At 40.7% G+C, this 23,047-nt stretch carries 25 protein-coding genes; 12 read left to right on the top strand and 13 right to left on the bottom strand.

Annotated elements, in window-relative coordinates:
- Nucleotides 1-59 precede the first annotated feature (59 nt).
- Entirely contained in the window at nucleotides 60-920 is an 861-nt protein-coding gene (locus F947_RS05955; protein WP_004973300.1) for a DMT family transporter, read from the top strand.
- Here the strand turns inward: F947_RS05955 and F947_RS14240 are convergent.
- Entirely contained in the window at nucleotides 883-1,104 is a 222-nt protein-coding gene (locus F947_RS14240; protein WP_081402487.1) for a hypothetical protein, read from the bottom strand. The genes F947_RS05955 and F947_RS14240 overlap by 38 nt on opposite strands.
- A 115-nt stretch (nucleotides 1,105-1,219) precedes the next feature.
- Nucleotides 1,220-1,873 carry an oxygen-insensitive NAD(P)H nitroreductase gene (gene nfsB, locus F947_RS05960; protein WP_004973304.1) on the bottom strand — a complete coding sequence of 218 codons (654 nt, stop codon included), beginning with the start codon at nucleotides 1,871-1,873 and terminating at the stop codon, nucleotides 1,220-1,222.
- Between the two features lie 241 nt (nucleotides 1,874-2,114).
- Between nfsB and hpaI the strand changes: the two genes are divergently transcribed.
- Complete coding sequence (gene hpaI, locus F947_RS05965) at nucleotides 2,115-2,909, top strand: 4-hydroxy-2-oxoheptanedioate aldolase (RefSeq protein WP_004973305.1); 795 nt, start codon at nucleotides 2,115-2,117, stop codon at nucleotides 2,907-2,909.
- Between the two features lie 33 nt (nucleotides 2,910-2,942).
- Here the strand turns inward: hpaI and F947_RS05970 are convergent, their stop codons facing one another.
- The 3 genes from F947_RS05970 to F947_RS05980 all read right to left on the bottom strand — a co-directional run bounded on the left by F947_RS05970 (nucleotide 2,943) and on the right by F947_RS05980 (nucleotide 4,842).
- Nucleotides 2,943-3,404, bottom strand: coding sequence for a super-infection exclusion protein B (locus tag F947_RS05970; protein WP_004973307.1), 462 nt, complete (start codon nucleotides 3,402-3,404; stop codon nucleotides 2,943-2,945).
- 91 nt (nucleotides 3,405-3,495) lie between these two features.
- Complete coding sequence (locus tag F947_RS05975) at nucleotides 3,496-4,215, bottom strand: UDP-2,3-diacylglucosamine diphosphatase (RefSeq protein ID WP_004973308.1); 720 nt, start codon at nucleotides 4,213-4,215, stop codon at nucleotides 3,496-3,498.
- A 117-nt stretch (nucleotides 4,216-4,332) separates the two neighbouring features.
- A complete protein-coding gene (locus F947_RS05980; RefSeq protein WP_004973310.1) occupies nucleotides 4,333-4,842 on the bottom strand; it encodes a peptidylprolyl isomerase in 510 nt (169 codons plus the stop codon).
- A 206-nt stretch (nucleotides 4,843-5,048) separates the two neighbouring features.
- Here F947_RS05980 and F947_RS05985 point away from each other — a divergent pair, with 206 nt between their 5' ends.
- Nucleotides 5,049-6,773, top strand: a complete 1,725-nt coding sequence (locus tag F947_RS05985; protein WP_004973312.1) for a glutamine--tRNA ligase/YqeY domain fusion protein — start codon at nucleotides 5,049-5,051, stop codon at nucleotides 6,771-6,773.
- A gap of 130 nt (nucleotides 6,774-6,903) precedes the next feature.
- On the opposite strand, the gene F947_RS05990 is transcribed toward F947_RS05985, so the two are convergent.
- The gene (locus F947_RS05990; RefSeq protein ID WP_004973315.1) at nucleotides 6,904-7,437 is read right to left on the bottom strand and encodes a lecithin retinol acyltransferase family protein; all 534 of its coding nucleotides are present in this window, start codon (nucleotides 7,435-7,437) and stop codon (nucleotides 6,904-6,906) included.
- Between the two features lie 135 nt (nucleotides 7,438-7,572).
- Between F947_RS05990 and F947_RS14830 the strand changes: the two genes are divergently transcribed.
- On the top strand, nucleotides 7,573-8,043 hold the full coding sequence (locus F947_RS14830) for a hypothetical protein (RefSeq protein WP_004973317.1): 471 nt from the start codon (nucleotides 7,573-7,575) through the stop codon (nucleotides 8,041-8,043).
- Complete coding sequence (locus F947_RS14835) at nucleotides 7,958-8,326, top strand: phosphodiester glycosidase family protein (protein ID WP_249399396.1); 369 nt, start codon at nucleotides 7,958-7,960, stop codon at nucleotides 8,324-8,326. Before F947_RS14830 ends, F947_RS14835 begins: the two co-directional genes overlap by 86 nt.
- A gap of 30 nt (nucleotides 8,327-8,356) precedes the next feature.
- On the opposite strand, the gene F947_RS06000 is transcribed toward F947_RS14835, so the two are convergent.
- The 4 genes from F947_RS06000 to F947_RS06015 form a co-directional block, all read right to left on the bottom strand.
- Entirely contained in the window at nucleotides 8,357-8,605 is a 249-nt protein-coding gene (locus F947_RS06000; protein ID WP_004973320.1) for a hypothetical protein, read from the bottom strand.
- 231 nt (nucleotides 8,606-8,836) lie between these two features.
- Nucleotides 8,837-9,061, bottom strand: coding sequence for a hypothetical protein (locus tag F947_RS06005; RefSeq protein ID WP_004973321.1), 225 nt, complete (start codon nucleotides 9,059-9,061; stop codon nucleotides 8,837-8,839).
- 241 nt (nucleotides 9,062-9,302) lie between these two features.
- Nucleotides 9,303-10,385, bottom strand: coding sequence for a tRNA (uridine(54)-C5)-methyltransferase TrmA (gene trmA, locus F947_RS06010; protein WP_004973323.1), 1,083 nt, complete (start codon nucleotides 10,383-10,385; stop codon nucleotides 9,303-9,305).
- Between the two features lie 162 nt (nucleotides 10,386-10,547).
- The gene (locus tag F947_RS06015; RefSeq protein ID WP_004973326.1) at nucleotides 10,548-11,249 is read right to left on the bottom strand and encodes an SIR2 family NAD-dependent protein deacylase; all 702 of its coding nucleotides are present in this window, start codon (nucleotides 11,247-11,249) and stop codon (nucleotides 10,548-10,550) included.
- Between the two features lie 264 nt (nucleotides 11,250-11,513).
- On the opposite strand from F947_RS06015, the gene F947_RS06020 reads away from it, so the two are divergent.
- Nucleotides 11,514-12,755 carry an acyl-CoA dehydrogenase gene (locus tag F947_RS06020; RefSeq protein WP_004973328.1) on the top strand — a complete coding sequence of 414 codons (1,242 nt, stop codon included), beginning with the start codon at nucleotides 11,514-11,516 and terminating at the stop codon, nucleotides 12,753-12,755.
- Between the two features lie 61 nt (nucleotides 12,756-12,816).
- Here the strand turns inward: F947_RS06020 and F947_RS06025 are convergent, their stop codons facing one another.
- Both F947_RS06025 and F947_RS06030 read right to left on the bottom strand, forming a co-directional pair.
- A complete protein-coding gene (locus tag F947_RS06025; protein ID WP_004973331.1) occupies nucleotides 12,817-13,725 on the bottom strand; it encodes an alpha/beta fold hydrolase in 909 nt (302 codons plus the stop codon).
- Between the two features lie 125 nt (nucleotides 13,726-13,850).
- Nucleotides 13,851-14,402, bottom strand: a complete 552-nt coding sequence (locus tag F947_RS06030; RefSeq protein ID WP_004973333.1) for a PadR family transcriptional regulator — start codon at nucleotides 14,400-14,402, stop codon at nucleotides 13,851-13,853.
- Nucleotides 14,403-14,536: 134 nt separating this feature from the next.
- Between F947_RS06030 and F947_RS06035 the strand changes: the two genes are divergently transcribed.
- From F947_RS06035 to F947_RS06045, 3 genes are all read left to right on the top strand, one after another.
- Entirely contained in the window at nucleotides 14,537-16,561 is a 2,025-nt protein-coding gene (locus tag F947_RS06035) for an NADPH-dependent 2,4-dienoyl-CoA reductase (protein ID WP_004973335.1), read from the top strand.
- 140 nt (nucleotides 16,562-16,701) lie between these two features.
- Nucleotides 16,702-17,115 carry a nuclear transport factor 2 family protein gene (locus tag F947_RS06040; protein ID WP_004973337.1) on the top strand — a complete coding sequence of 138 codons (414 nt, stop codon included), beginning with the start codon at nucleotides 16,702-16,704 and terminating at the stop codon, nucleotides 17,113-17,115.
- Nucleotides 17,116-17,205: 90 nt separating this feature from the next.
- Entirely contained in the window at nucleotides 17,206-18,312 is a 1,107-nt protein-coding gene (locus F947_RS06045; protein WP_026438425.1) for a YheT family hydrolase, read from the top strand.
- Between the two features lie 196 nt (nucleotides 18,313-18,508).
- On the opposite strand, the gene F947_RS06050 is transcribed toward F947_RS06045, so the two are convergent.
- Complete coding sequence (locus F947_RS06050) at nucleotides 18,509-18,928, bottom strand: hypothetical protein (protein ID WP_004973341.1); 420 nt, start codon at nucleotides 18,926-18,928, stop codon at nucleotides 18,509-18,511.
- A gap of 226 nt (nucleotides 18,929-19,154) precedes the next feature.
- On the opposite strand from F947_RS06050, the gene F947_RS06055 reads away from it, so the two are divergent.
- The 3 genes from F947_RS06055 to eno all read left to right on the top strand — a co-directional run bounded on the left by F947_RS06055 (nucleotide 19,155) and on the right by eno (nucleotide 23,047).
- Complete coding sequence (locus F947_RS06055) at nucleotides 19,155-20,795, top strand: CTP synthase (protein ID WP_004973343.1); 1,641 nt, start codon at nucleotides 19,155-19,157, stop codon at nucleotides 20,793-20,795.
- A 31-nt stretch (nucleotides 20,796-20,826) separates the two neighbouring features.
- Entirely contained in the window at nucleotides 20,827-21,684 is an 858-nt protein-coding gene (kdsA, locus tag F947_RS06060) for a 3-deoxy-8-phosphooctulonate synthase (RefSeq protein WP_004973345.1), read from the top strand.
- A gap of 73 nt (nucleotides 21,685-21,757) precedes the next feature.
- Nucleotides 21,758-23,047, top strand: a complete 1,290-nt coding sequence (gene eno / locus F947_RS06065) for a phosphopyruvate hydratase (protein ID WP_004973347.1) — start codon at nucleotides 21,758-21,760, stop codon at nucleotides 23,045-23,047.

Here is a 23,047-nt window from a genome sequence, read left to right on the forward strand (position 1 = left end):
CTTTTTACTGATGAGTCCACAACTTCCAATCAAGAACAAAAACAATCCTCGAGCGTGTCATGGAACTGATTGTAGCCGCAGCCTTTTGTAGTGTACTGGTCTCTATTTTATTAAAAGTCTGCAAAATGCAGGGTTTTAACCCTATGCAGATGATCACATGGAATTATGTCAGTGCCAGTGTGTTGTGTTTTTACTGGTTTAAACCCAACTTGGGCACGATCTCAATCCAACATACGCCGTGGTGGCTCATTATTAGTTTGGGTGTGTTGTTGCCGAGTGTCTTTTTAGCATTAGCAAAATCGTTAGACAGCGCAGGTATTTTAAAAACTGAAATTGCACAGCGTTTGTCAGTGGTTTTGTCTTTGGCAGCCGCTTATTTTATTTTTCAGGAAAATTTTAGCCAACTGAAAATTGTGGGAATCGCGCTTGGGATTATCGCAGTCTTATGTATTTTGTATTCGCATCGTGCTGCAGGGCAGTCTGCTAAAGCGCAACAAGGCATCTTATATTTGAGCTGTGTTTGGCTGGGTTATGCACTGATTGATGTTTTGCTTAAATACAGCACAGGTTTAGGACTGCAATTTGCAGTTGCGCTGAATTTGATGTTTGTATGTGCTTTTGTTTTGGCGATGGCTTATATCTTAATCCGCGATAAAAGCATGGGCAGTATGCAAAATATCAGTGCAGGTTTAATTTTGGGTGCACTGAATTTTGCCAATATTGCCTTGTATGTCAAAGCTCACATGCTGCTCAAAGACAGCCCTGCAGTGGTATTTGCAGGGATGAATATTTTAGTGGTGCTATTTGGCGTGATCAGTGGAGTATTGTTCTTTAAAGAAAAGCTGAAAAGCACGACCACTATTGGGCTAGGCTTGGCATTGCTTAGTGTGCTTTGCCTCGCTTATGCCATGACGGTTTAAGATAACTCAACATAAAGCGAAAAGGATGTCGCAATAAATCTGCAGTTTCTGCAAGACCATGCAGCATTGTGGTTCTATCGCAGATCGGGCAGCGCAGGGTTGGATAGCTTGGTTTGGCTTGATATAAATACAGTTTTTTACAACGTCGGCATTCTAGTTTTAGCGGCATTAAATTGAGCATCATACACCTCATTTTTATTTTTGATAGAGATTGAGTACAGATTGCAAATATAGATAAAGCAAAATTCAGACCAAAAAATAGGGACAAATTTTGTCCCTAGTGTTATCGCATGTTTGTTTTACAGTTGCGTGAAAATCTCGCGTTTATCAAGGCGTGATTTTGGCAGTTTGGCATTAAAATCTTGTTCACTACGATAGCCTAAACACAATAAAACCGAAGGAATCAGTCCTTGCTCAGTTAGTTGCAGTTCTTGAGTTAAAATTGCTTCATCAAAACCACCAATTGGCGTTGCGTCAATTCCTTCAATGCCTGCAGCCAAAAGCATTTGTCCGAGTGCAATAAAGGTTTGATTTTCTGCCCAACGCTGAATATCGCCTTTTTCATTGCGGTAGTAATCGACATAACCTGTGCGGCTGTCTTTCTGACCTTGTTTAGCGGCTTCATCTTTAAAGCGTCCACTAGCAGCATCCTGATTAAGCAGGTTTTCTAAATGTAATTCGCTAATGTCAGCTTTGGTGCAAAATAAAATGGTATGCGAAGCATCTAAAACTTTAGGGGCGTTATAGGCGTACTTTCCAACTAAAGCTTTAGCAATACGTTGTTTGGCTTCAGGGCGATCTGCAATAAAAAAATGCCACGGCTGAATATTAATGGAAGATGGTGCTAAACGCAGAATTTCTAATAAACGCTCAAATTGTTCTGCAGGAATAGTGCGACTCGCATCATAGGCTTTGGTCGTATAACGAGTTTGTGCAACGTTGAGCAAATCCATGAATCATCTCCATTTAAAGACTATATTTGGGGCAGGTGTGCGCCAAAAGCTTAACATGCCTCGCTATGCTAACGGAATGAATCCATGTGCTATTTATGCGGTTAAGATGAGATGAGCACGACATAAACATCTTTAAACTTAGTGTTAAATTCAATCATGCAAGACGTTTTCACTATTGGTTGTTTATAGCAAATAGGCGTTAAATATAAACTTGAGCATGGTGCATCCCAAAGGTGTATGGATGGAATATATCAATTATTTTAAGCGTAAATTAAAAACTCAGCAGCAAATTGGCTTATGGGTAGGTTTAGCAGATGCGTATGGCACTGAAATTGCCGCCAATGCAGGCTATGACTGGCTTTTAATTGATGGGGAACATGCACCGAGTGATTTAAGAACCACTTTGTCACAATTACAAAGTATTGCGGCTTATCCCTCTCAAGCGGTGGTGCGCCCGCCGATTGGCAGTGTGCAACTCATTAAACAACTGTTGGATATTGGCGTACAAACTTTGCTGATTCCTATGGTTGAAAGCGTTGAACACGCTGAGTTGATGGTCAAAGCGGTACGTTATCCACCTGAAGGTATTCGCGGCGTAGGCGCAGCTTTAGCACGTGCAACTCGCTGGAACAGTATTCCAAATTATTACGCGACAGCGCATGAAAATATTTGTTTGCTCATTCAAATTGAATCGGTCACAGGTTTAGAAAATCTGGATGCTATTTTACAAGTCGATGGGATTGATGGGGTGTTTATTGGTGCGGTGGATTTATCTGCCACGATGGGTTATGAAGGCAATCCGAACCATCCAGAAGTACAAGCCGCTGTGGTCGATGCGATTCAACGGATTCGTGCAGCAGGCAAAGCAGCAGGGATTTTATCGACCCAACATGAAGTGACACAAAAGTATTTGGATTTAGGCACAGAATTTGTGGCAGTTGGGGTAGATACCAGTGTGTTGATGACTTCGCTGCGTGAGTTGTTGGCTAAATATAAAGCAGATGCCGAAGTCATTCAGTTTGAAGGCGGGTACTAAAATATAAAAGTCCAATATTTATTGGGTATTTCTTCAATATAAACTATTTGGATTTTGTAGAAGATGTTTTGATAGAGTGGGTTCTATTCTAAAAATTTTTTTATTTCCTTCTGTTTTACCTGTATTAAAAATAAATTTAATTGTTTCTAGCCAAACTACTGCTTGATCATTTGGATTTAATGCTTTTTCTTGAACTTTGTCATTCATAAATAAAGATAAGATGTTTTTCTCTTCATAAGAAAGCTTTGTTAGTTTATTGATTAATTCTTTATTTTTATTTGAAAAAGAAAACTCCTGATCCTTCTTAGCTTTGATCATTGATAATAAATCATATAGCATGAGTGAGATACTAAATAAGAAAATGATCAATAGAAAAGTGAAATTTTTTTGAACAAAAGACGATAAGTGTTCATCTAAATTAATAGCAGCTACAAAAAATATTAATAGCATAAAAATGGAAAATACAGCATTTATTTTTTGAACGTTGAATTTCATATTATAAATTTTTAAAACTAAGTTATTGAAATATTAATATATTAAAAACGGATTTGGCAAGTCTTAGAAGTTAATGTTGTCAACTTTTATCCTAGTAACTCCATTTCTTTAATTTTAATTCCATATTGTTTTGTTGTGGATTAATTTCTAAAATTTGCGCAGCATCTGCGCGCCAATCGCCTAATACAATTCTAGGTTTGCCGTGTTCATTGTGAATATTTGGACGATGCGTATGCCCATGAATTAACACATCTGCATGCTGCAAGGCTTGTGACACAGCATCTGCATTTACGTCCATGACGTCATAACTTTTGACTTGATTGGCTTGCTGACTTTTTTTGCGGAAACCTTGTGCAAGTTTTTGCCGAAAAGCCAAAGGTGTTTTCTTTAAAATCCCTAAAATGATGGGATTGCGAATGATTTTACGGAATTTTTGATAGGACACATCATCGGTACACAGTGCATCGCCATGTTCTAAACGTACCTGTTGAGAACCAATATGCAGCGTGTACACATCGGGCAGGAGTTGTCCTGAAAACTGATCTAAAAATTTCTGACCCAAAGCGAAATCACGATTGCCGACAATAAAGTAAATTTGATTACCTGCTTGGCTAAATTGCTTTAAACGTGCAACAACTTCATCGAGCCACGCTGCGGTGTAATCATCGCCAATCCATGCATTAAACCAGTCGCCTAAAATATACAGTTGGGTGTTTTTATTTTGATAAGCGTCTAGCAAATCTAAAAACCCCCGAACAAGTCGAGGGTGATTTGGTGACAAGTGTAAATCTGCGATAAACAGATAGGTCACGAATTATTCCTTGGAATCTCCCGAAATCCCTCTTTTAAAAGAGGGATTTCTCCTCCCTAAACGAATTTTAAAGCAGTACTTTAAAATGATGTGCGTAAGCGAGGTCGGGTAAGATTCTTATTCAGCAATGATTTTTGCAGATTCAATCACCACATTTTCTAGTGGAACATCTGCGTGATAACCACGGTTGCCAGTACGCACGCCTTTAATTGCATCTACAACGTCCATACCTTCAACAACTTTACCAAACACGGCATAACCCCAACCTTGTGCAGTTTTGCCTGTGTGGTTTAAGAAAGAGTTATTTTTTACGTTAATGAAGAACTGTGCAGAAGCAGAGTGAGGTGCTTGGGTACGTGCCATTGCAATTGTACCAACATCGTTGCTTAAGCCGTTGTCTGCTTCGTTTTCAATCGCATCACGTGTTGCTTTTTCTTTGAAGTTTTCATCCATGCCACCACCTTGGATCATGAAACCATCAATAACACGGTGGAAAATTACGCCGTCATAAAAACCATCACGAACGTATTCTAAGAAGTTAGCAACTGTAATTGGTGCTTTTTCAGCGTTCAATTCTAAAACAATACGACCTTTATTGGTGTTTAATTCGACTTGAGGAAAACTCATTGTGTAATCTCCTAAACATGGACACGAATGCCATGGGTTTTTTGGTTGAGAGAAGCATAAGCAAACTGTAAACTACAAGGCAAGTAAAAACGTTATTTTCTTTGTTAAAAACAAGGAAAAGCGTTCTAATGGGTGATGTATGCTTCACTACTGAAGTTTCTGTAACCTAGTTTATCCAATTTTATTTTAGAAGTGATTTTATTGCTATGAAGCCAAATGATGTTGTTGCATCTCTGCCAAACACCCCGACACCAAGTTCAAATGCCTCTGTCGATGCTGTGCAGCAAGAACAACAGCCGGGCTTGGACTTTATACGTCAAGTCATTACCGATGATATTGCGGCGGGTCGCACTCAGCAGGTGGTGACACGTTTTCCACCTGAGCCGAATGGTTATTTGCATATTGGTCACGTGAAAGCAATTTGCTTGAACTTTGGCATCGCACAAGAATATCAAGGGGTGTGTAACTTACGTTTTGATGACACCAACCCAGATGCAGAAGAACAAGAATATGTTGATGGTATTGCCAATGACGTGAAATGGCTGGGTTTTGAGTGGAATGGCGAACCACGCTATGCATCAAGCTATTTCGATCAATTATATACATGGGCAATTCAGCTGATCGAACAAGGCGATGCTTATGTCGATTTGCAAACCCCTGATGAGATTAAGCTCAATCGTGGTTCTTTTGTAGAGCCGGGTAAAAATTCGCCATATCGTGATACGCCAGTAGCAGAAAACTTGGCTTTATTTGAAAAAATGCGCAATGGTGAATTAGGCGAAGGTCAGGCAGTACTCCGTGCCAAAATTGATATGGCTTCACCAAACGTACACATGCGTGATCCGATTTTGTATCGTGTTTTACATTCATCGCATCACCAAACGGGCGATAAATGGAAAATGTACCCAATGTATGATTATGCGCATCCATTATCAGATGCCATTGAAGGCATTACTCATTCACTATGTACTTTAGAATTCCAAGACCATCGTCCATTCTATGATTGGGTGGTGGAAAAGGTGAAATCCGAGGCTGTGCCGCGTCAGTATGAATCTAGCCGTTTGAATATTGATTACACCATCACATCTAAGCGTAAATTGCGTAAATTGGTTGAAGGCGGTTTTGTGAATGGTTGGGATGACCCACGTATGCCAACAGTGGTAGGTATGCGTCGTCGTGGCTTTACACCAGAAGGTTTGCGTGATTTCTGTAAGCGTGTAGGTGTGTCTAAGTCGGATGGTATTGTGGATGTTGCAATGCTTGAATATTGCATCCGTCAGTCATTGGAAAATACTGCAGCACGTGGCATGGCGGTGTTGAATCCACTTAAAGTGACTTTGACCAATTTGCCTGAAGCACTGGATTTAGTCCATGCACGTCATCCAAATGTAGATATGGGCGAGCGTAGTATTCCACTGACTTCTGAAATTTATATTGACCGTAAAGACTTTGAAGAAGTGCCGCCTAAAGGTTTCAAGCGTTTAGTGCCAGAAGGTGAGGTGCGTCTACGCCATGCTTATGTAATCAAGTGTGATGAAGTGATTAAAGATGCTAACGGCGAAGTCATTGAGCTGAAATGTTCAATTGACCCTGAAACTTTGGGCAAAAACCCAGAAGGTCGTAAAGTCAAAGGCGTGATTCACTGGGTATCTGCAAGTAAAGGCGTTGCGGCAGAAGTTCGTTTATATGATCGCTTATTTACTGAGTCTGATCCAGAAGTGGGTGATGATTTCTTGGCGAATTTAAACCCCGAATCGTTGACTGTGGTACAAGCCATTGTTGAACCTGCATTGGCAAAAGCACAACCTGAAGATCGTTTCCAATTTGAACGAGAAGGTTATTTTGTTGCAGATCAGTATGATCACAGTGCGGAAAAACCAGTGTTTAACCGTATTTTAGACTTAAAAGACAGCTTTAAGCCAGGCAAGTAACACCTTATTTAGCTTTTAGCTTGCAACTTAAAAGCCCAACTTGATCAATTCAGGTTGGGCTTTTGATTTTGTCTATTTAAGATTTATAGAATATTTTGTGAGATATACAGTGTCGCTAAAATGGCAGCAATCAGCGGTTTTTATGCTGTTCCTGCTTCATCAGGATTTGCGGTAACTGCATTTTGGCTTTATCGCGTAGTTTCTTCTTAATATAGAGCACTAAAGCAAAGCAAGTGGTGGTCAGGGTCAGCATCATACTATTCATATAACTCATCAATGAGCTGACATACCCAATGGTGGTCAAACGATCCATCATCTTAAATACTTGCGGACTGCTTTCCACACCTGTAATTGCCCAAGTGCATAAATGTTCACAGTTATTCATAATCAGATGATAATTGTTTTCATGCATTCTGGAGCGCATACGGCGTACCACTTTGCGGCCTTTATACTTGGGCGCATGATACGACTGCACAATAAAATTTTTGCCGTGACTAAACTTTTCAATACTGGTCATTTCAATCGGGTGTTTTTTAAAAAGATGTGCAAAACCCGAATAGTGAATCACGCGACCACGCCCGGCATAGATACCATGATGGCTATAGCCGAAGTGTTTCACAATTAAATGTGCCCCTAAAGGAAATCGTGTTTTCTGCTTGAGCATCGTACGCTTGACCAATAAAGTAACATGAGTAGAGAAAAGAAATCAGGTTTTATAGTGTACTGCGTCTGAAGCAAATATGCGATAACCCATTCAGTTATATGCACAATTTGTAACATAGCAGGTATGGAGATGATAATGTTTTGTTCTCGGTGGAAGTGCTTATTGCTCTGTTATTTATTCTGCACGCCTACTGCACAAGCGGAAATTCGCGCATGGACGGTTAACAACAGTAAAATCAATGCAGATGTGGTGGAAGTGACACAGTTGTCACAGTTAGGCTTATATCTGAAAGATCGGCAAGGGAAACCATATCTGCAAATTTCACAACTACAAAAAAATCTACAGTCTTGTGAAAACATGCAATTTGCCATGAATGCAGGCATGTTTCATCCAGATTATTCGCCCGTGGGTTTGTATGTGGAACAAGGACGACAACTTAAAAAGCTGAACCGACAGCAACAGGGATGGGGGAATTTTTTTAATTCAGCCCAGTGGTGTACTGGCGTGGAATCATCAACGGGTGTTTTTAGGAACAACCCAACAATATGCCAATCAAGCGTTCAAAGCGCAGTATGCGACACAGTCTGGCCCAATGTTAGTTATTAATCGCCAGTTAAATTCACGTTTTTTGGCAGACAGTACTTCTTATAAAATTAGAAATGGGGTTGGGTTAAAAGACCAAAGCCTGTACTTTGTGATTAGCAAGACGCCCGTAACTTTTCATCAATTTGCCACCTTTTTTAAAGATGAACTGCAAACGCCAAATGCCTTGTATTTAGATGGTTCGATTTCTACAGCGTATATTCCGCAATTACAACGTCATACTCATCCACATCGCAATTTAGGTCCAATTTTAGCTTATATAGATCATCAAGGCTGTAAACCCTAACATTGGAATTTGGTTTTGGCTTGGCTGAATTTATTGTCCAATAAAACCTAAGGCTGTGCCTTGCATCCTGCAGATTTTGACTGCTTCTTCGCTTTTCATTTGTTTGACTTCATTTTCAAATTGCTTTTTTTGTTGTTTAAGTTGCTCATCTGAAATACCCATGTTTTTAGCAAAACTTTCCATTTTCTCCCAAGTTTCGGCACATTCTTTCGGCATTGGGCTACAGGCTGTTAAACTTAGGCTGAGTAGGGCAAGACAGCTAAGGCTAGTTTTTTTCATTGTCATTTTCTCTGTTTGAATAATTCGAATTTATTGGTGTGATGATTATGTGTAGAAATATTAGCGCATGATTATGAAGATATGATTGACTGCGTTTGAAAAGATTAGCGTTTTTGTGCAAGCTCAAGCACGTATTAAGATTTATAAAATTTATTGTTTTAAGTGCCAATATATTTGAAGCAATTAAAAAAGGCACTTAGTTCAACTAAATGCCTTTTTTATCATATTCCATTACTGGAATGGTAGATGCTGGAGTTCATTTAACTCTTTGCGGCTATAACCTCGCGAAGCGAGAACCTTCTTAATCCCGATAATGACATCTTCATCTGTGGCTTTGGTTAAAGCTTCGAGAAGTTGTTCATTTGTCTTGCAAGAGCAATCATTTTCAACACAAGCAATTTGATTTTTATGCTCGTTTTGCTGTTCTGTAGAGAACAACTTTTGCCAAAAACTCATACAGCCTTCATTCACAACCTAACATAGATCGAAATATAGCCAATATAAAAAATAAATCAAGTCGACCTAAGTGATAAAAGCAGCAATCGAGTTGCAGAATTTTCGATGATATTGCATTTTTTTAACGAAATTATGACAGCTAAAGGGCTTGTAATGCTTTAACTGATTCATTTACATCATAATATTTACAAGTGCTCAAAAGCAGAACTTGTAAATATTGAAGAAAAATGCAACAAATTGTTTAAATCTTTTCCAGTAAAACAGCCGATTCAACATGATGGGTGTATGGGAATTGATCAAACAGTGCAAATTTCGTCACTTTATGGCTTTGACACAAGGTTTTTAAATTGTCATGCAAAGTGTCTGGGTTGCACGAAATATAAATAATACGTTTAAAACGCTGTAGGAGTTTTAAGGTGTCATCGTCAATTCCTGCGCGTGGCGGATCGACAAAGACCGTATCAAAATCATAACTTGCAAGATCAATGTTCGCTTCTTGCAAGCGGCGGAATTCACGCTCACCGTTATAGGCTTGAGTAAACTCTTCAGCCGATAAGCGTGCCACTTGAATATTCTCAATCTGGTTTTGTTCAATATTCCACTGCGCTGCATATACCGAAGATTTAGCCAGTTCTGTGGCAAGTACACGACGGAAACGAGTCGATAGCGGCAGGGTAAAGTTACCATTACCACAATAAAGTTCTAATAAATCTTGCTCAGAATATTCGGCAACCGTACATGCCCATTCCAGCATTTTTTGGCAAACTTGCGCGTTTGGCTGGGTAAAGCTGCTTTCAATTTGCTTATAGGTATAAGTGCGCTCAAAAACCTGTAATTGTTCAACTACATACTCATCGGATAGCACGAATTTTTGCCCACGGCTGCGTCCAATCAGTTTAATGTTTAATGCTTTGCTCAAAGCTTGGGCTGCAGGCTCCCAATCAGATTCAAGTTTGCGGTGATAAAGCAGTGAAACCAACATTTCGCCACTTAAAGTCGCTAAAAAATGCACTTCAAATAAACGAGCCGATAATACGGGATCGGCTTTCAGGGCGGCTAACAGCTTTGGCATTAATAAGTTAATGCTGCGGTCTGCAATCGGAAACTCATCTACACGAATAACTTTTTTCTGCTTATCTTCACTGCGTTCAAACATGGCATAAAACAGATCATCTTCAATATGCCAAATTCGGAACTCTGCCCGCATACGGTAGTTGTGTTCTGGTGAGGCAAATACTTGCAAGGCAGGCGGGTTATATTCGGCAAATTGGGCAGAAATACGGGCAACTTTTGCATCAAGTTGTTGCTGATAAGATGAGGTCATATGCAGTAAACATCACAAACACAGAGAAAGAGCGATGGTAACAAAGTTTTAAAGAGATACCTAAAACTATTATGAAAATGATGCAATCCTGCAAGATGTCAAAATAGCCTAAGCATGTTGATGACATCTTACAAGTGGAAAAATTTAGATACTGTAATTACTTTAAACTTGATGTAATTGATCGAACAATTGCTGCATGCCCTCAGTGGCAGTTTTGGAAATCCGTTGAAATTGAGCAGGAAGTTGGGCTTGCATGGCTTTTGGGTCAATATAATAAGCCTGACAATTTGCAGGAATTTCGTGTACTAATCCAGCAACAGGGTACACCACCAAACTTGTACCAATCACAATAAAAATATCGGCATCTTGAATCAAATCCAGTGCTTCTTCATAGGCAGGAACTGCTTCGCCAAACCAGACCACATGCGGACGTAAAGGATAGCCTTGTGGGCAAAGATCCTGTTGCAAGTTCAGCGAGTCACCTTCAATTGGAAAAAATTCTGTCGTGTATTGTGCATGAGGCCCTGAGCTTTTGGCTAAACGAATATTGCCGTGTAAATGCAAAACTTCTGAACTGCCTGCACGTTCATGCAAATCATCAATATTTTGGGTGATCACTTGTACATCAAAATCATCTTCAAGTTCAGCAATTAAGCGATGCGCCAAGTTAGGCTGCGCATTAAGAATGTTTTTACGACGTTCATTATAAAAGCGTTGGACTAATTCAGGATTCCTTGCCCATGCTTCAGGACTTGCGACATCCTCCACGCGATGTTTTTCCCATAAGCCATCACCATCTCTAAAGGTGTTGATTCCACTTTCTGCGCTCATACCTGCACCCGAAAAAACCACTAATTTACGCATGTTTTATTCTCTTGATGGATGGTTAGATTTGAGTATAAGTGCCGAAAATAGAAACACAAATCTACAGCTCATTTTTTCAGAATTTTAAGTATCTAAATATGTGAAAGTTTAGTGCTGTCTATAACTTTGCTGAATAATTGAATCAAAGTTCACTTTTTATTGCTTGTTATTTCATTTTAATGATAGAACATAAAGTAAAGTAGTATGACGCTGCAAAATCAAATATTGATGAACCAGAACCTATAATAATGTGCAGAGGATGCCATGTCACAACACAATCCATCGCCAAATCACACGCCTGCAACTCACAGTGAAAAAGTGAAATTTGATTGGAAAGATCCTTTTTTGCTTGAACAGCAATTGACTGAAACCGAACGTATGATTCGTGATAGTGCCTATGCTTATTGTCAGGAAAAATTACTGCCGCGGGTACGTGATCAGTTTAGACATGAAACGGTAGATCGCAGCATCTTCCGTGAAATGGGTGAGCTTGGTTTGTTAGGCTCAACCATACCTGAACAATATGGCGGTGTAGGTTTAAATTATGTGAGTTATGGATTAATTTCACGTGAAATTGAACGGGTCGATTCAGGCTATCGTTCTATGGCAAGTGTACAAAGCTCATTGGTGATGGTGCCAATTTATGAGTTTGGCAGTGAAGCACAAAAACAGAAATATTTACCCAAACTTGCTTCGGGTGAATGGGTGGGATGTTTCGGTCTGACTGAACCTGATTTTGGCTCCGACCCTGGCAGTATGAACAGCAGAGCACATAAAGTTGCAGGCGGTTATCGTTTACACGGTGCGAAAATGTGGATTACCAATAGTCCAATTGCCGATGTATTTGTGGTGTGGGCAAAAGAAGTTTCAGCAGATGGGCAAGTGGGTGATATTCGCGGTTTTATTTTAGAAAAAGGTTGGGATGGACTTTCTGCACCAATCATTCAAGGCAAGGTTGGTTTACGCGCTTCAATCACAGGTGAAATTGTCATGGACAATGTTTTTGTGCATGAAGAAAATATGTTACCTGAAGTGCGTGGTTTAAAAGGGCCGTTCACTTGTTTAAATAGTGCACGTTATGGCATTGCTTGGGGTGCTATGGGTGCGGCTGAGTTTTGTTGGCATACTGCGCATCAATATACGATGGATCGGATTCAGTTCGGACGTCCTTTGGCGGCCAATCAGCTCATTCAAAAGAAACTTGCCGATATGCAAACCGAAATCGCGCTGGGTTTACAAATTGCTTTACGTTTTGGTCGTATGAAAGATGAGGGTATTGCTTCACTCGAAGGTACTTCGCTGATTAAACGCAACAACTGTGGCAAGGCCTTAGAGATTGCTCGTATGGCGCGCGATATGCTTGGTGGGAATGGTATCAGTGATGAATATGGCGTGGCGCGGCATTTGGTCAATTTGGAAGTCGTGAATACCTATGAAGGGACGCACGATGTGCATGCGCTAATTTTAGGTCGTGCGCAAACGGGTATCGCGGCTTTTGCCAATTAAATCTAGATCTAATGATGCTACGGTGGAAAATATTGCAAACCACATTTTCCACCGTTTTACTTTAGCTGTTTAGTTTTAAAAATTGGCTAATTTCCTGATTAAATTTCAACGGTTCGGTCAGTAAAGGGGTATGCCCAGATTGGTGAAATATGACTTGTTTCGCATTCGGCATAGCTTCTACCACTTGACGTTGTCCTTCTGCCGCATACAAGGTCGATTGTGCGCCTGTAAAAAAGACTGTCGGACAACCCAGTTGAGTTAAAGCCTCACGATAATCTTCCTGATGGTGTAAATAATTGTCGATATACCAGCGTAAATAATCTAAACGCTGTGTAGGTAAAATATAGCGTTGTAAAACAGGACGTTTGACGGCCAGTTTAAATAAAAACGGACTGATTTTATTGCTGGCTTGTAATTCTATAAATTCTAGCCAAAGTTCGACTAAGTTTTTACGCTGCAACACATCCATTTGTTGAATATCAGTATATTGCGCGTGATCATGTAAAAACTCGGACAGATGAATCAATAACTGTTTAAATTGTTGATGTTGATTGCCAAATAAGCCATAAGGCCAGTTTTCATCTACCCCAATTTTTGGTGCTTGGTCAATTTGTAAATAACTGCTTAAATGCGCAGCCAATTGTCCATATTGCATGCCATGCATGGCAGTGGTTACCCCCATGGAATAGCCAATCAGTTTAAATTGTTGCAGGTTCTGTTGTTGAAGCAGACTGTTTAAATCTTGCCAATGGCTCGAAATAGCATCCAGTTCTGGAACGGCACACAGGTTTGAACCCCCAAAACCACGCCAGTCTGGAATAATAAAACGATACTGCTTTTTATGTTGATACAGAAATGGCAACCATTGCCAACTGTGCATGCCTAAACCTGAAAGCACAACCACAGGCTCACCTTGACCAAATTCACGTACAAATAGAGCTTCGCCATCGGGCATGCGGTAAAAAGGCATCAGCATTTCCTTGCATGGTTGTAATTAAAGATGCGTTATTCTTTATAGCATAGCCTGATCATTTCTGTATGGTGAGCAACCCTGATTTCACATTGATGTGGTTGCTATTACTTAAAAATATACTTTTAAGATGAGGCTTCGGCATCAAACTTTTTCAGTTCAGGAATCACATTTTCTAGCCATTCAATCCAGCCAATTTCCTGATCTATCCCTAGCTGCAAAATCATTTTATGAATATACAGGGTACGGTTGTTCGCAGGTGCTTGGCTAAAGTCTTTGGCAAAAATCTGTTGATAGGTGTGCAACTTGGCTTTGTGAAGCAGCAAATGTCGTTCTAGTTCGGGTAAGACGCTGTTGCCGCCAAGTTGGGCTTCGGCACGTAAACGTACCATAAGTTCTTCGCGTAATTGTGCAGGCGGGCTTTGCTCGACCATCCAGTTTGCCAGTTCATGCCGCCCCAAAGCTTCTACCTGATAGGTTTTGCTACGACTGCTAGAATCTTCATCTTCTAAGGTTGAAATCCAACCTTTTTTCAGCATGGTATTTAGTTCGCGATAAATTTGTTGATGGGTCGCATTCCAGAAAAACCCCATAGAGCGGTCAAAACGGCGTGCCAATTCAATACCGTTACTGGGTTTTTCAATTAAACTGGTCAATAAAACGTGAGCGAGCGACATAAACAGAGCAACTTTATTTTTTTCAGCTGTAATTATGCAACATGTTGCATAAAAATTAAATCTAGAATATAAAAGTATGCAACAAGTTGCATTAAGCATAAAACAGCCAGCATTTTTGCCAGCAGGGAGATTCTATGTCTGACTATCCACATTTACTTGCGCCTTTAGATTTAGGCTTTACCACTTTAAAAAATCGGGTCTTAATGGGTTCAATGCACGTTGGACTAGAAGAAGCACCGGGTGGATACGAACGTATGGCGGCTTTTTATGCAGAGCGTGCCAAAGGTGGCGTTGGGCTGATTGTAACAGGTGGTATTTCACCGAATGATGCAGGCTTAACCTTTGCGGGCGGCAATAAACTTGATACTCGTCAAGAAGCAGAAAAACATAAAGTGGTGACTCAGGCTGTGCATGATGCAGGCGGCAAAATTGCTTTACAGATTTTACATACGGGACGTTATTCCTATCAGCCCGATATTGTCGCACCGTCAGCAATTCAGGCACCGATTAACCCAAGTAAACCACATGCACTAACATCGGCAGAAGTACAGCAAACCATTGCCGACTTTGTGAATTGTGCCAAATTGGCACAATACGCAGGCTATGATGGTGTCGAAATCATGGGTTCGGAAGGCTATTTAATTAATGAGTTTATTGTTGCGCGTACCAACCATCGTGATGATGAATGGGGCGGCAGTTATGAAAACCGTATTCGTTTCCCAATTGAAATTGTTAAACGTACCCGTGCAGAAGTGGGTGAAAACTTTATTATTATTTACCGCTTGTCGATGTTGGATTTAGTCGAAGGCGGTTCGAGTTTTGAAGAAGTGGTGCAATTGGCACAAGCGATTGAAAAAGCAGGTGCAACCATTATCAATACAGGGATTGGCTGGCATGAAGCACGTATCCCAACCATTGCTACCAAAGTCCCTCGCGCAGCTTTTACATGGGTGACAGAGAAATTAAAAGGTTTGGTTAAAGTGCCACTGATCACTTCAAACCGTATTAACACCCCTGAAATGGCTGAGCATGTTTTGGCTGCAGGACATGCCGATATGGTATCGATGGCACGTCCAATGTTGGCAGATGCTTTCTTTGTGCAAAAAGCAGAGCAAGGTCGCAGTGATGAAATCAACACATGTATTGGTTGTAACCAAGCTTGTTTAGACCATATTTTCTCAATGAAGATTGCTTCATGTTTGGTCAATCCACGTGCTTGCCATGAAACAGAACTCATTTTTAAAGAAGCAACACAGACTAAAAAAATTGCGGTGATTGGTGCAGGGCCTGCAGGTTTGAGCTTTGCAACCTATGCTGCAGAACGTGGGCATCAGGTGACGATTTTTGAAGCATCGAATCAAATTGGTGGGCAGTTTAATATTGCTAAAACCATTCCTGGTAAAGAAGAGTTTTACGAAACTTTGCGCTATTTCAAACGCCAAATTGAGCTGCAACCGAATATTAAATTGGTATTGAATCATACGGCTAGTTTTGAACAATTGCTCAATGCTGACTTCGATGATGTGGTTGTGGCAACAGGTGTAACCCCGCGTCAATTGGATATCGCAGGTATTAATCACCCTAAAGTGCTGAGCTATATTGAGGTATTAAAAGAGCGTAAGCCTGTAGGTCAACGTGTTGCGATTATTGGCGCTGGTGGTATTGGTTTTGATACTGCAGAATATTTAAGCCATGAAGGTGAAAGTGGTAGTCTAAATCCTGAAAAATTCTACGATGAATGGGGAATTGATACCAATTATGCGCATGTCGGTGGTTTAAAAGCAGCAAAAGTTGAAGAATCGCCACGTGAAATTTATTTATTGCAACGTAAAGCATCATCCGTGGGTGCTGGCTTGGGTAAAACAACAGGCTGGATTCATCGTACAGGTTTAAAAAACCGTGACGTTAAAATGATTGCAGGGGCAAGTTATGACCTGATTGATGATCAAGGCTTGCACATCACCGTCAATGGTCAAAGTACAGTGCTCGAAGTTGATCATGTGGTGATTTGTGCAGGGCAAGAGTCTTACACCGCCATGTATGAGCAATTACAGGCAGCAGGCAAAAATGTGCATTTAATTGGTGGGGCGAAAGAAGCAGGCGAGTTAGATGCCAAACGTGCAATTCGTCAGGGTGCTGAATTGGCAGCGAAAATTTAATGTAATTCCTTCTCCCTCTCCTTTGGGAGGGGGCTGGGGAGAGAGTTAATAATCGCTTCTGCCCAGTGCAGCAGTGCTTCAGTCTCACTCAGGGACTCTGCATAGAAATGAAATATCAAAACAAAAAAAAGGAACTTAACATGACTTTGGAAACAACAAAATTAGCGGTACAGCGTTGGCATACAATGCTGCAAAACCATGATATGTCTATTTTGAGTGAATTGCTGGCAGATGATGTGGTGTTTCGTTCACCTGTAGCGTACCAACCTTATGCGGGTAAACAAGTGGTATTTTTTATTTTGACCAATGTAATTCAGGTCTTTGAAAACTTTACTTATCACCGTGAGTTTTATACTGAAGATGGTTGCAATGTTGTACTTGAATTTTCCGCCAATGTGGGAGATAAAAAACTTAAAGGAATTGATATGATTCAATTCAATACACAAGGACAAATTGTGGACTTTGAAGTGATGATTCGCCCGAAAAGTGGTTTAGAGGCATTGGCTGTGCAAATGGGACAACGTATGGCTGCCTTTATGCCAACCGAAAAATAAAATACCGCGTGTGTATGGCAATGAAGTTGTTTTATAGAAATCGGTTTCGGGTTGGCATGCTTGAAAGTGCATGTATTGCTTGGGAGTAAAATGATGTCTACATTACAAAAAATAGCGAAAATTACACAAGCGGTTTTAGATCAGGTCACAGGCGCAGATTTACCGACGTTGTATTATCATCCACATGGAGAAATCCGTCGGGTATTGGATTATTTACCACAGCTCAAAGAAAAATACCGTCCAACACCGTGGCTGTCCAATACACATGCGCATCTTTTATATTTTGATTTAATTAAAAAGAAAACCATTCGTCAGCAGTATGATCGGGTTGATCAACTCACTATGCAAGATGGCGGTATCACCGCAGTTGCTTGGGTGGGTTATGACTTACCTGCAGATACTCCCACAATTGTTTTAATGCATACCATTACAGGTTCTTTGGAAAGTATGCGTGAGTTGGTGCGCGATTTACATCAACAGACACAGTGGCGTATTGCCTTATGTTTACGTCGTGGGCATGGCAATTTACCTATGCCTGTACCACAAATGAATCTGTTTGGTTCGACGCATGATTTGCGTGAACAAATAGTGTTTATTCAGCAACAATTTCCACAATCTGAATTATATGCTGTTGGTTCTTCCGCAGGGACAGGATTATTGGTGCGCTATTTGGGCGAAGAAGGCGAGCAAACCCCAATTAAAGCCGCGTTTGCACTGTGCCCAGGATATAACACTGAACTAGGCTTTCAGCATGTGCATCCTTTTTACAGTAAAGTAATGACCAAAAAATTATTCCAGTTTTTTATTCAGCCCCATCAGGACATTTGGCAAAACGTAAAATCTTTATCGCAAGTGTTAAGTGCGACTACATTGGCAGAGTTTGAAAAGGCGTATTTTGAATTGGCGGGTTTTGAAGATTATGACAGCTACACACAAGCCATTAACCCAATTTATGTGTTTGAGAATGTCAAAATTCCGCTTATGGTTTTAAATGCAGAAGATGACCCAGTGTGCCACATCAAAAACTTTGATCCTTATAAAGAAACCATACGGAAAATGCCAAATATTATGGTAGTGACGACCCGTAAAGGCAGTCATTGTGGTTTTTATGAAGGTGTCGGTTTTACTAAATCTTGGGCATCGCGTTTAATTTCTAATTATTTTAAAGTGCAATCGCAGTTGCTGCAGGCAAGTTAAAGTGAAGCGCACAAACCTATATAGAAATAGGTAGCTGTATTGCAAATGTATTCACGAGTTATCTCAGCGAAGACTCATCCAAATGAATAAAAAACCCAGTACACAATGACTGGGTTTTTTAACGTCAATTCAAATCTAAGATAAGAACTTACACCTTAAAACTGACTTTAACTTAAAGCTTAGTTTTAATGAGCACTTAGTTCTCAAGTGCTGGGGTTGCAGCAGCAATCGCAGCGGCAACAGCATCATCTTCAGATTGAGCACCTGTGTTATTGCTTGGACGTGCTTGAGTTGGTTTATCTTCTGCTACAGGAGCTGCCGCTTTCGGCGCAGGCGCAGGTGCAGCAGCAGGTTGTGCAGGTGTTTCACGACGGATTTCAGTTGTGGTGTTCGCTGTTTCAGTGCGCTCCACTTCTACCTGTGCAGGCGCTTCTGGTTCAGCATCTTGAATGTTTTCAACAGGTTCTAGTGGTTCAAATTGAGCAGTTTCAGTAGTTTGTTCAGTTTGAACCTCTACTTGTTCTTGCTCATCTTGCTTTGGCTGTTCTTTTTTTACACATGCAGTTAATAACAACGCCGTTGCAATTGCACCACAAATTAAAAGTTTCTTATTCATAATTGCACAAAATAAAAGATCGGATAGACGGACGTATTATAGCAATAAAATGACAGATGAAAATCCTCTCAAGAAGTTCTAATTTTTTATAGGAAATGCTGATAGAATAACCAATTGTTTATTGTTCTATGAATTGATGCGGAATGACTTTGCTTTATTGGTGCAGAGTAAAGTAAAATTGCGCAACATTGCAGGCCGATTTAGGCTCGATTGTACGAGAAACCCAATGACCCATTTTATTTTCGTGACTGGTGGTGTAGTTTCATCACTAGGTAAAGGTATTTCAGCTGCTTCAGTTGCTGCACTTTTAGAAGCCCGTGGTTTAAAAGTAACCATGGTCAAAATGGATCCATACATTAATGTCGATCCAGGGACAATGAGTCCTTTCCAACATGGTGAAGTTTTTGTCACAGAGGATGGTGCCGAAACTGACTTAGATTTGGGTTATTACGAACGTTTCTTGCGTCGTGCGAAAATGACCAAGTTAAATAACTTTACATCTGGTCGCGTGTATCAAGACGTTCTAAACAAAGAGCGCCGTGGTGATTACTTGGGCGGTACTGTTCAGGTGATTCCACACATTACCGATAATATTAAAGAACGTGTACTTCGCGCTGGCGAAGGCTACGATGTCGCAATCGTAGAAATTGGCGGTACAGTAGGCGACATTGAATCTCTCCCATTCATGGAATCTGTACGTCAATTGATGGTGGAATTAGGGCATAAGCGTACTATGCTCATGCACTTAACTTTATTGCCATATATCAAATCTGCAGCAGAGTTAAAAACCAAGCCAACTCAACACTCAGTTAAAGAATTGTTATCTATCGGTATTCAGCCAGATATTCTCATCTGCCGTACTGAACATGATGTTGATGCTGACACTACCCGTAAAATTGCGTTATTTACCAACGTAGAAGCACGTGCGGTTGTGGTATGTAAAGATGCCAAAACCATCTACCAAATTCCGCGTACATTCTATGAACAAGACGTTGATGATTTAATTTGTGAGCGTTTTGGCTTCAATGATCTTCCAGAAGCAGATTTATCTGATTGGGATAACGTAGTTGATGCATTATTGAACCCTGAATACAGCGTTCGTGTGGCGATGGTGGGTAAATATGTTGAACTGCCAGATGCCTATAAATCTGTAAACGAAGCATTATTGCATGCGGGTATTCAAAACCGCGTCAAAGTTGAAATTGACTATGTCAATGCAGAAGACCTTGAAAGCCAAGACGTTAATACTGTACTTAAAGATGCCGATGCAATTTTAGTTCCGGGCGGCTTTGGTGAGCGCGGTACCGAAGGTAAAATGCAAGCCATCAAATATGCACGTGAAAACGGTGTCCCATTCTTGGGAATCTGTTTGGGTATGCAATTGGCTGTGATTGAATATGCACGTAATGTGGCAGGTATTGCCGATGCAAGTTCAACAGAGTTTAACCGTTCGACTAAGTCGCCACTTATTGGTTTGATTACTGAATGGTTAGATGAGCGCGGCGAAGTTCAACAGCGTTCTGTCGATTCTGACTTGGGTGGCACTATGCGTTTAGGTGCACAAAAATCTGAATTAGTTGAAGGTACGAAAACTCGTGAAGTGTATGGTTCTGCAGAAATTGTAGAGCGCCATCGCCATCGCTATGAAATGAATAACCGTTATATCCCTGTGCTTGAAGAAGCAGGTCTTAAAATTTCGGGTTATTCACCAATTCAGCACTTGGTTGAAACTGTTGAAATTCCGCAACATCCTTGGTTTATTGCGGTACAATTCCACCCAGAATTTACCAGCTCGCCACGTGATGGACATCCATTGTTTGCTGGCTTTATCGGTGCGGCAAAACAACAGCATCAAAAAACCAAATAAGATGGCTTTAGGGATAAACTAGGAAGTTGAAATGTCACAATTAAAACCACAAGAAATTGTACGTTTGGGTGATATACAAATGGCGAATCATTTGCCATTTGTATTGTTTGGCGGCATGAATGTACTTGAGTCTAAAGACCTTGCATTTGAAATTGCTGAAACTTATGTGGATATTTGCACACGCTTAAATATCCCGTATGTATTCAAAGCCAGTTTTGACAAAGCCAACCGTTCTAGCCTGAACTCATTTCGTGGTCCCGGTTTAGAAAAAGGCATTGAATGGCTGGCTGACATTAAAAAGCATTTTAATGTGCCAATTATTACCGATGTGCATGAGCCGTATCAGGCTGCGCCTGTGGCAGAAGTGGCAGATATTATTCAGCTTCCTGCGTTTTTAAGTCGCCAAACCGATTTGGTTGAAGCGATGGCAAAAACTCAAGCCATTATCAACATCAAAAAAGCACAATTCCTTGCGCCGCACGAAATGCGTCATATTTTGCATAAGTGTTTAGAAGCAGGGAATGACAAATTGATTCTTTGTGAGCGTGGTTCAGCATTTGGTTACAACAACTTGGTTGTCGATATGCTGGGCTTTGACATCATGAAAGAAATGAATGTACCTGTGTTCTTTGATGTAACCCATGCTTTGCAAACTCCGGGTGGTCGTGCAGATTCGGCAGGTGGTCGTCGTGCACAAATTACCACCTTGGCACGTGCAGGTATGGCAACTGGCTTGGCAGGTTTATTCCTAGAAGCACATCCTGAACCAGAGCAGGCAAAGTGTGATGGCCCATGTGCATTGCGTCTATCACAACTTGAGCCGTTCTTGGCACAGCTTAAAGAATTGGATACCTTGGTAAAAGGTTTCCAAAAGCTAGATACACACTAAATTAGATCCATATTAAATTATAGACTCATTGATGCCTAAAGCATCACGTTATTAATCAACTGAGGAATTGTTCATGAGCCAAATCGTTGACATTCGTGCACGTGAAATTTTGGACTCTCGTGGTAACCCAACCATCGAAGCAGACGTAATCTTAGCATCTGGCGTAGTTGGCCGTGCATGTGCACCATCAGGTGCTTCAACTGGTTCTCGTGAAGCTCTAGAACTTCGTGATGGCGATAAAGCACGTTACTTGGGTAAAGGCGTTAAAACTGCGGTAAATAACGTCAATACTTTAATTCGTGATGCTTTACTTGGTAAGTCTGTGTTTGAACAAAAAGACATCGACAACACCATGATTGCGCTTGATGGTACTGAAAACAAAGAAAAATTAGGTGCTAACGCAACTTTAGCCGTGTCTTTGGCTGCTGCGCGCGCTGCTGCTGATGAAAAGAAAATTCCTCTTTTCCAATACATCGCAGACCTTCGTAACAACAGCATTTTAACCATGCCTGTACCAATGATGAACATCTTAAATGGTGGTTCACACGCAGACAACAACGTTGATATTCAAGAGTTCATGATTGAGCCAGTGGGCTTTACTTCATTCTCTGAAGCATTACGTGCTGGTGCAGAAATTTTCCACTCATTAAAATCTGTATTGAATCAAAAAGGTTTAAACACAGCAGTGGGTGATGAAGGTGGTTTTGCGCCAAACTTACGTTCTAACGAAGAAGCAATCACAGTTATTCTTGAAGCTATTGAGAAGACTGGCTACAAAGCGGGTTCTGACATCATGTTGGCGCTTGACTGTGCATCTTCAGAATTCTACAAAAATGGTCAGTACATTCTTGCAGGTGAAGGCAACAAAGCATTCACAAGCAACCAATTCTCTGACTATTTAGCTGGTCTTGTAAATCAATATCCAATTATCTCAATTGAAGATGGTTTAGATGAGTCTGATTGGGAAGGTTGGTCTTACCTCACTTCGATCTTAGGTGACAAGATTCAATTGGTCGGTGATGACTTGTTCGTTACTAACCCGAAAATCTTACAACGCGGTATCGATGAAAAAGTAGGTAACTCAATCCTGATCAAGTACAACCAAATTGGTACTTTGACTGAAACGCTTGATGCAATTTACCTTGCGAAAGCCAATGGTTACACAACTGTTATTTCACACCGTTCAGGTGAAACTGAAGATTCTACAATTGCGGATCTTGCAGTAGGTACAGCAGCAGGTCAAATCAAGACTGGTTCACTGTGCCGTTCTGACCGTGTAGCAAAATATAACCAATTACTTCGTATTGAAGAATTGACGAATGCTGCATATCGCGGTAAAGCTGAGTTCAAAGGTTTGAACTAA

It is taken from the genome of Acinetobacter towneri DSM 14962 = CIP 107472 (assembly GCF_000368785.1).
GTDB classification, from domain to species: Bacteria; Pseudomonadota; Gammaproteobacteria; order Pseudomonadales; family Moraxellaceae; genus Acinetobacter; species Acinetobacter towneri.

Excerpts from the sequence above, each read along its gene's own strand:
- F947_RS05955 (WP_004973300.1), top strand. The coding sequence starts at position 60 with ATGGAACTGATTGTAGCCGCAGCCTTTTGTAGTGTACTGGTCTCTATT.
- F947_RS14240 (WP_081402487.1), bottom strand. The coding sequence starts at position 1,104 with ATGATGCTCAATTTAATGCCGCTAAAACTAGAATGCCGACGTTGTAAA.
- nfsB (WP_004973304.1), bottom strand. The coding sequence starts at position 1,873 with ATGGATTTGCTCAACGTTGCACAAACTCGTTATACGACCAAAGCCTAT.
- hpaI (WP_004973305.1), top strand. The coding sequence starts at position 2,115 with ATGGAATATATCAATTATTTTAAGCGTAAATTAAAAACTCAGCAGCAA.
- F947_RS05970 (WP_004973307.1), bottom strand. The coding sequence starts at position 3,404 with ATGAAATTCAACGTTCAAAAAATAAATGCTGTATTTTCCATTTTTATG.
- F947_RS05980 (WP_004973310.1), bottom strand. The coding sequence starts at position 4,842 with ATGAGTTTTCCTCAAGTCGAATTAAACACCAATAAAGGTCGTATTGTT.
- F947_RS05985 (WP_004973312.1), top strand. The coding sequence starts at position 5,049 with ATGAAGCCAAATGATGTTGTTGCATCTCTGCCAAACACCCCGACACCA.
- F947_RS05990 (WP_004973315.1), bottom strand. The coding sequence starts at position 7,437 with ATGCTCAAGCAGAAAACACGATTTCCTTTAGGGGCACATTTAATTGTG.
- F947_RS14830 (WP_004973317.1), top strand. The coding sequence starts at position 7,573 with ATGTTTTGTTCTCGGTGGAAGTGCTTATTGCTCTGTTATTTATTCTGC.
- F947_RS06000 (WP_004973320.1), bottom strand. The coding sequence starts at position 8,605 with ATGAAAAAAACTAGCCTTAGCTGTCTTGCCCTACTCAGCCTAAGTTTA.
- F947_RS06005 (WP_004973321.1), bottom strand. The coding sequence starts at position 9,061 with ATGAGTTTTTGGCAAAAGTTGTTCTCTACAGAACAGCAAAACGAGCAT.
- trmA (WP_004973323.1), bottom strand. The coding sequence starts at position 10,385 with ATGACCTCATCTTATCAGCAACAACTTGATGCAAAAGTTGCCCGTATT.
- F947_RS06015 (WP_004973326.1), bottom strand. The coding sequence starts at position 11,249 with ATGCGTAAATTAGTGGTTTTTTCGGGTGCAGGTATGAGCGCAGAAAGT.
- F947_RS06020 (WP_004973328.1), top strand. The coding sequence starts at position 11,514 with ATGTCACAACACAATCCATCGCCAAATCACACGCCTGCAACTCACAGT.
- F947_RS06025 (WP_004973331.1), bottom strand. The coding sequence starts at position 13,725 with ATGCCTTTTTACCGCATGCCCGATGGCGAAGCTCTATTTGTACGTGAA.
- F947_RS06030 (WP_004973333.1), bottom strand. The coding sequence starts at position 14,402 with ATGTCGCTCGCTCACGTTTTATTGACCAGTTTAATTGAAAAACCCAGT.
- F947_RS06035 (WP_004973335.1), top strand. The coding sequence starts at position 14,537 with ATGTCTGACTATCCACATTTACTTGCGCCTTTAGATTTAGGCTTTACC.
- F947_RS06040 (WP_004973337.1), top strand. The coding sequence starts at position 16,702 with ATGACTTTGGAAACAACAAAATTAGCGGTACAGCGTTGGCATACAATG.
- F947_RS06045 (WP_026438425.1), top strand. The coding sequence starts at position 17,206 with ATGATGTCTACATTACAAAAAATAGCGAAAATTACACAAGCGGTTTTA.
- F947_RS06050 (WP_004973341.1), bottom strand. The coding sequence starts at position 18,928 with ATGAATAAGAAACTTTTAATTTGTGGTGCAATTGCAACGGCGTTGTTA.
- F947_RS06055 (WP_004973343.1), top strand. The coding sequence starts at position 19,155 with ATGACCCATTTTATTTTCGTGACTGGTGGTGTAGTTTCATCACTAGGT.
- kdsA (WP_004973345.1), top strand. The coding sequence starts at position 20,827 with ATGTCACAATTAAAACCACAAGAAATTGTACGTTTGGGTGATATACAA.
- eno (WP_004973347.1), top strand. The coding sequence starts at position 21,758 with ATGAGCCAAATCGTTGACATTCGTGCACGTGAAATTTTGGACTCTCGT.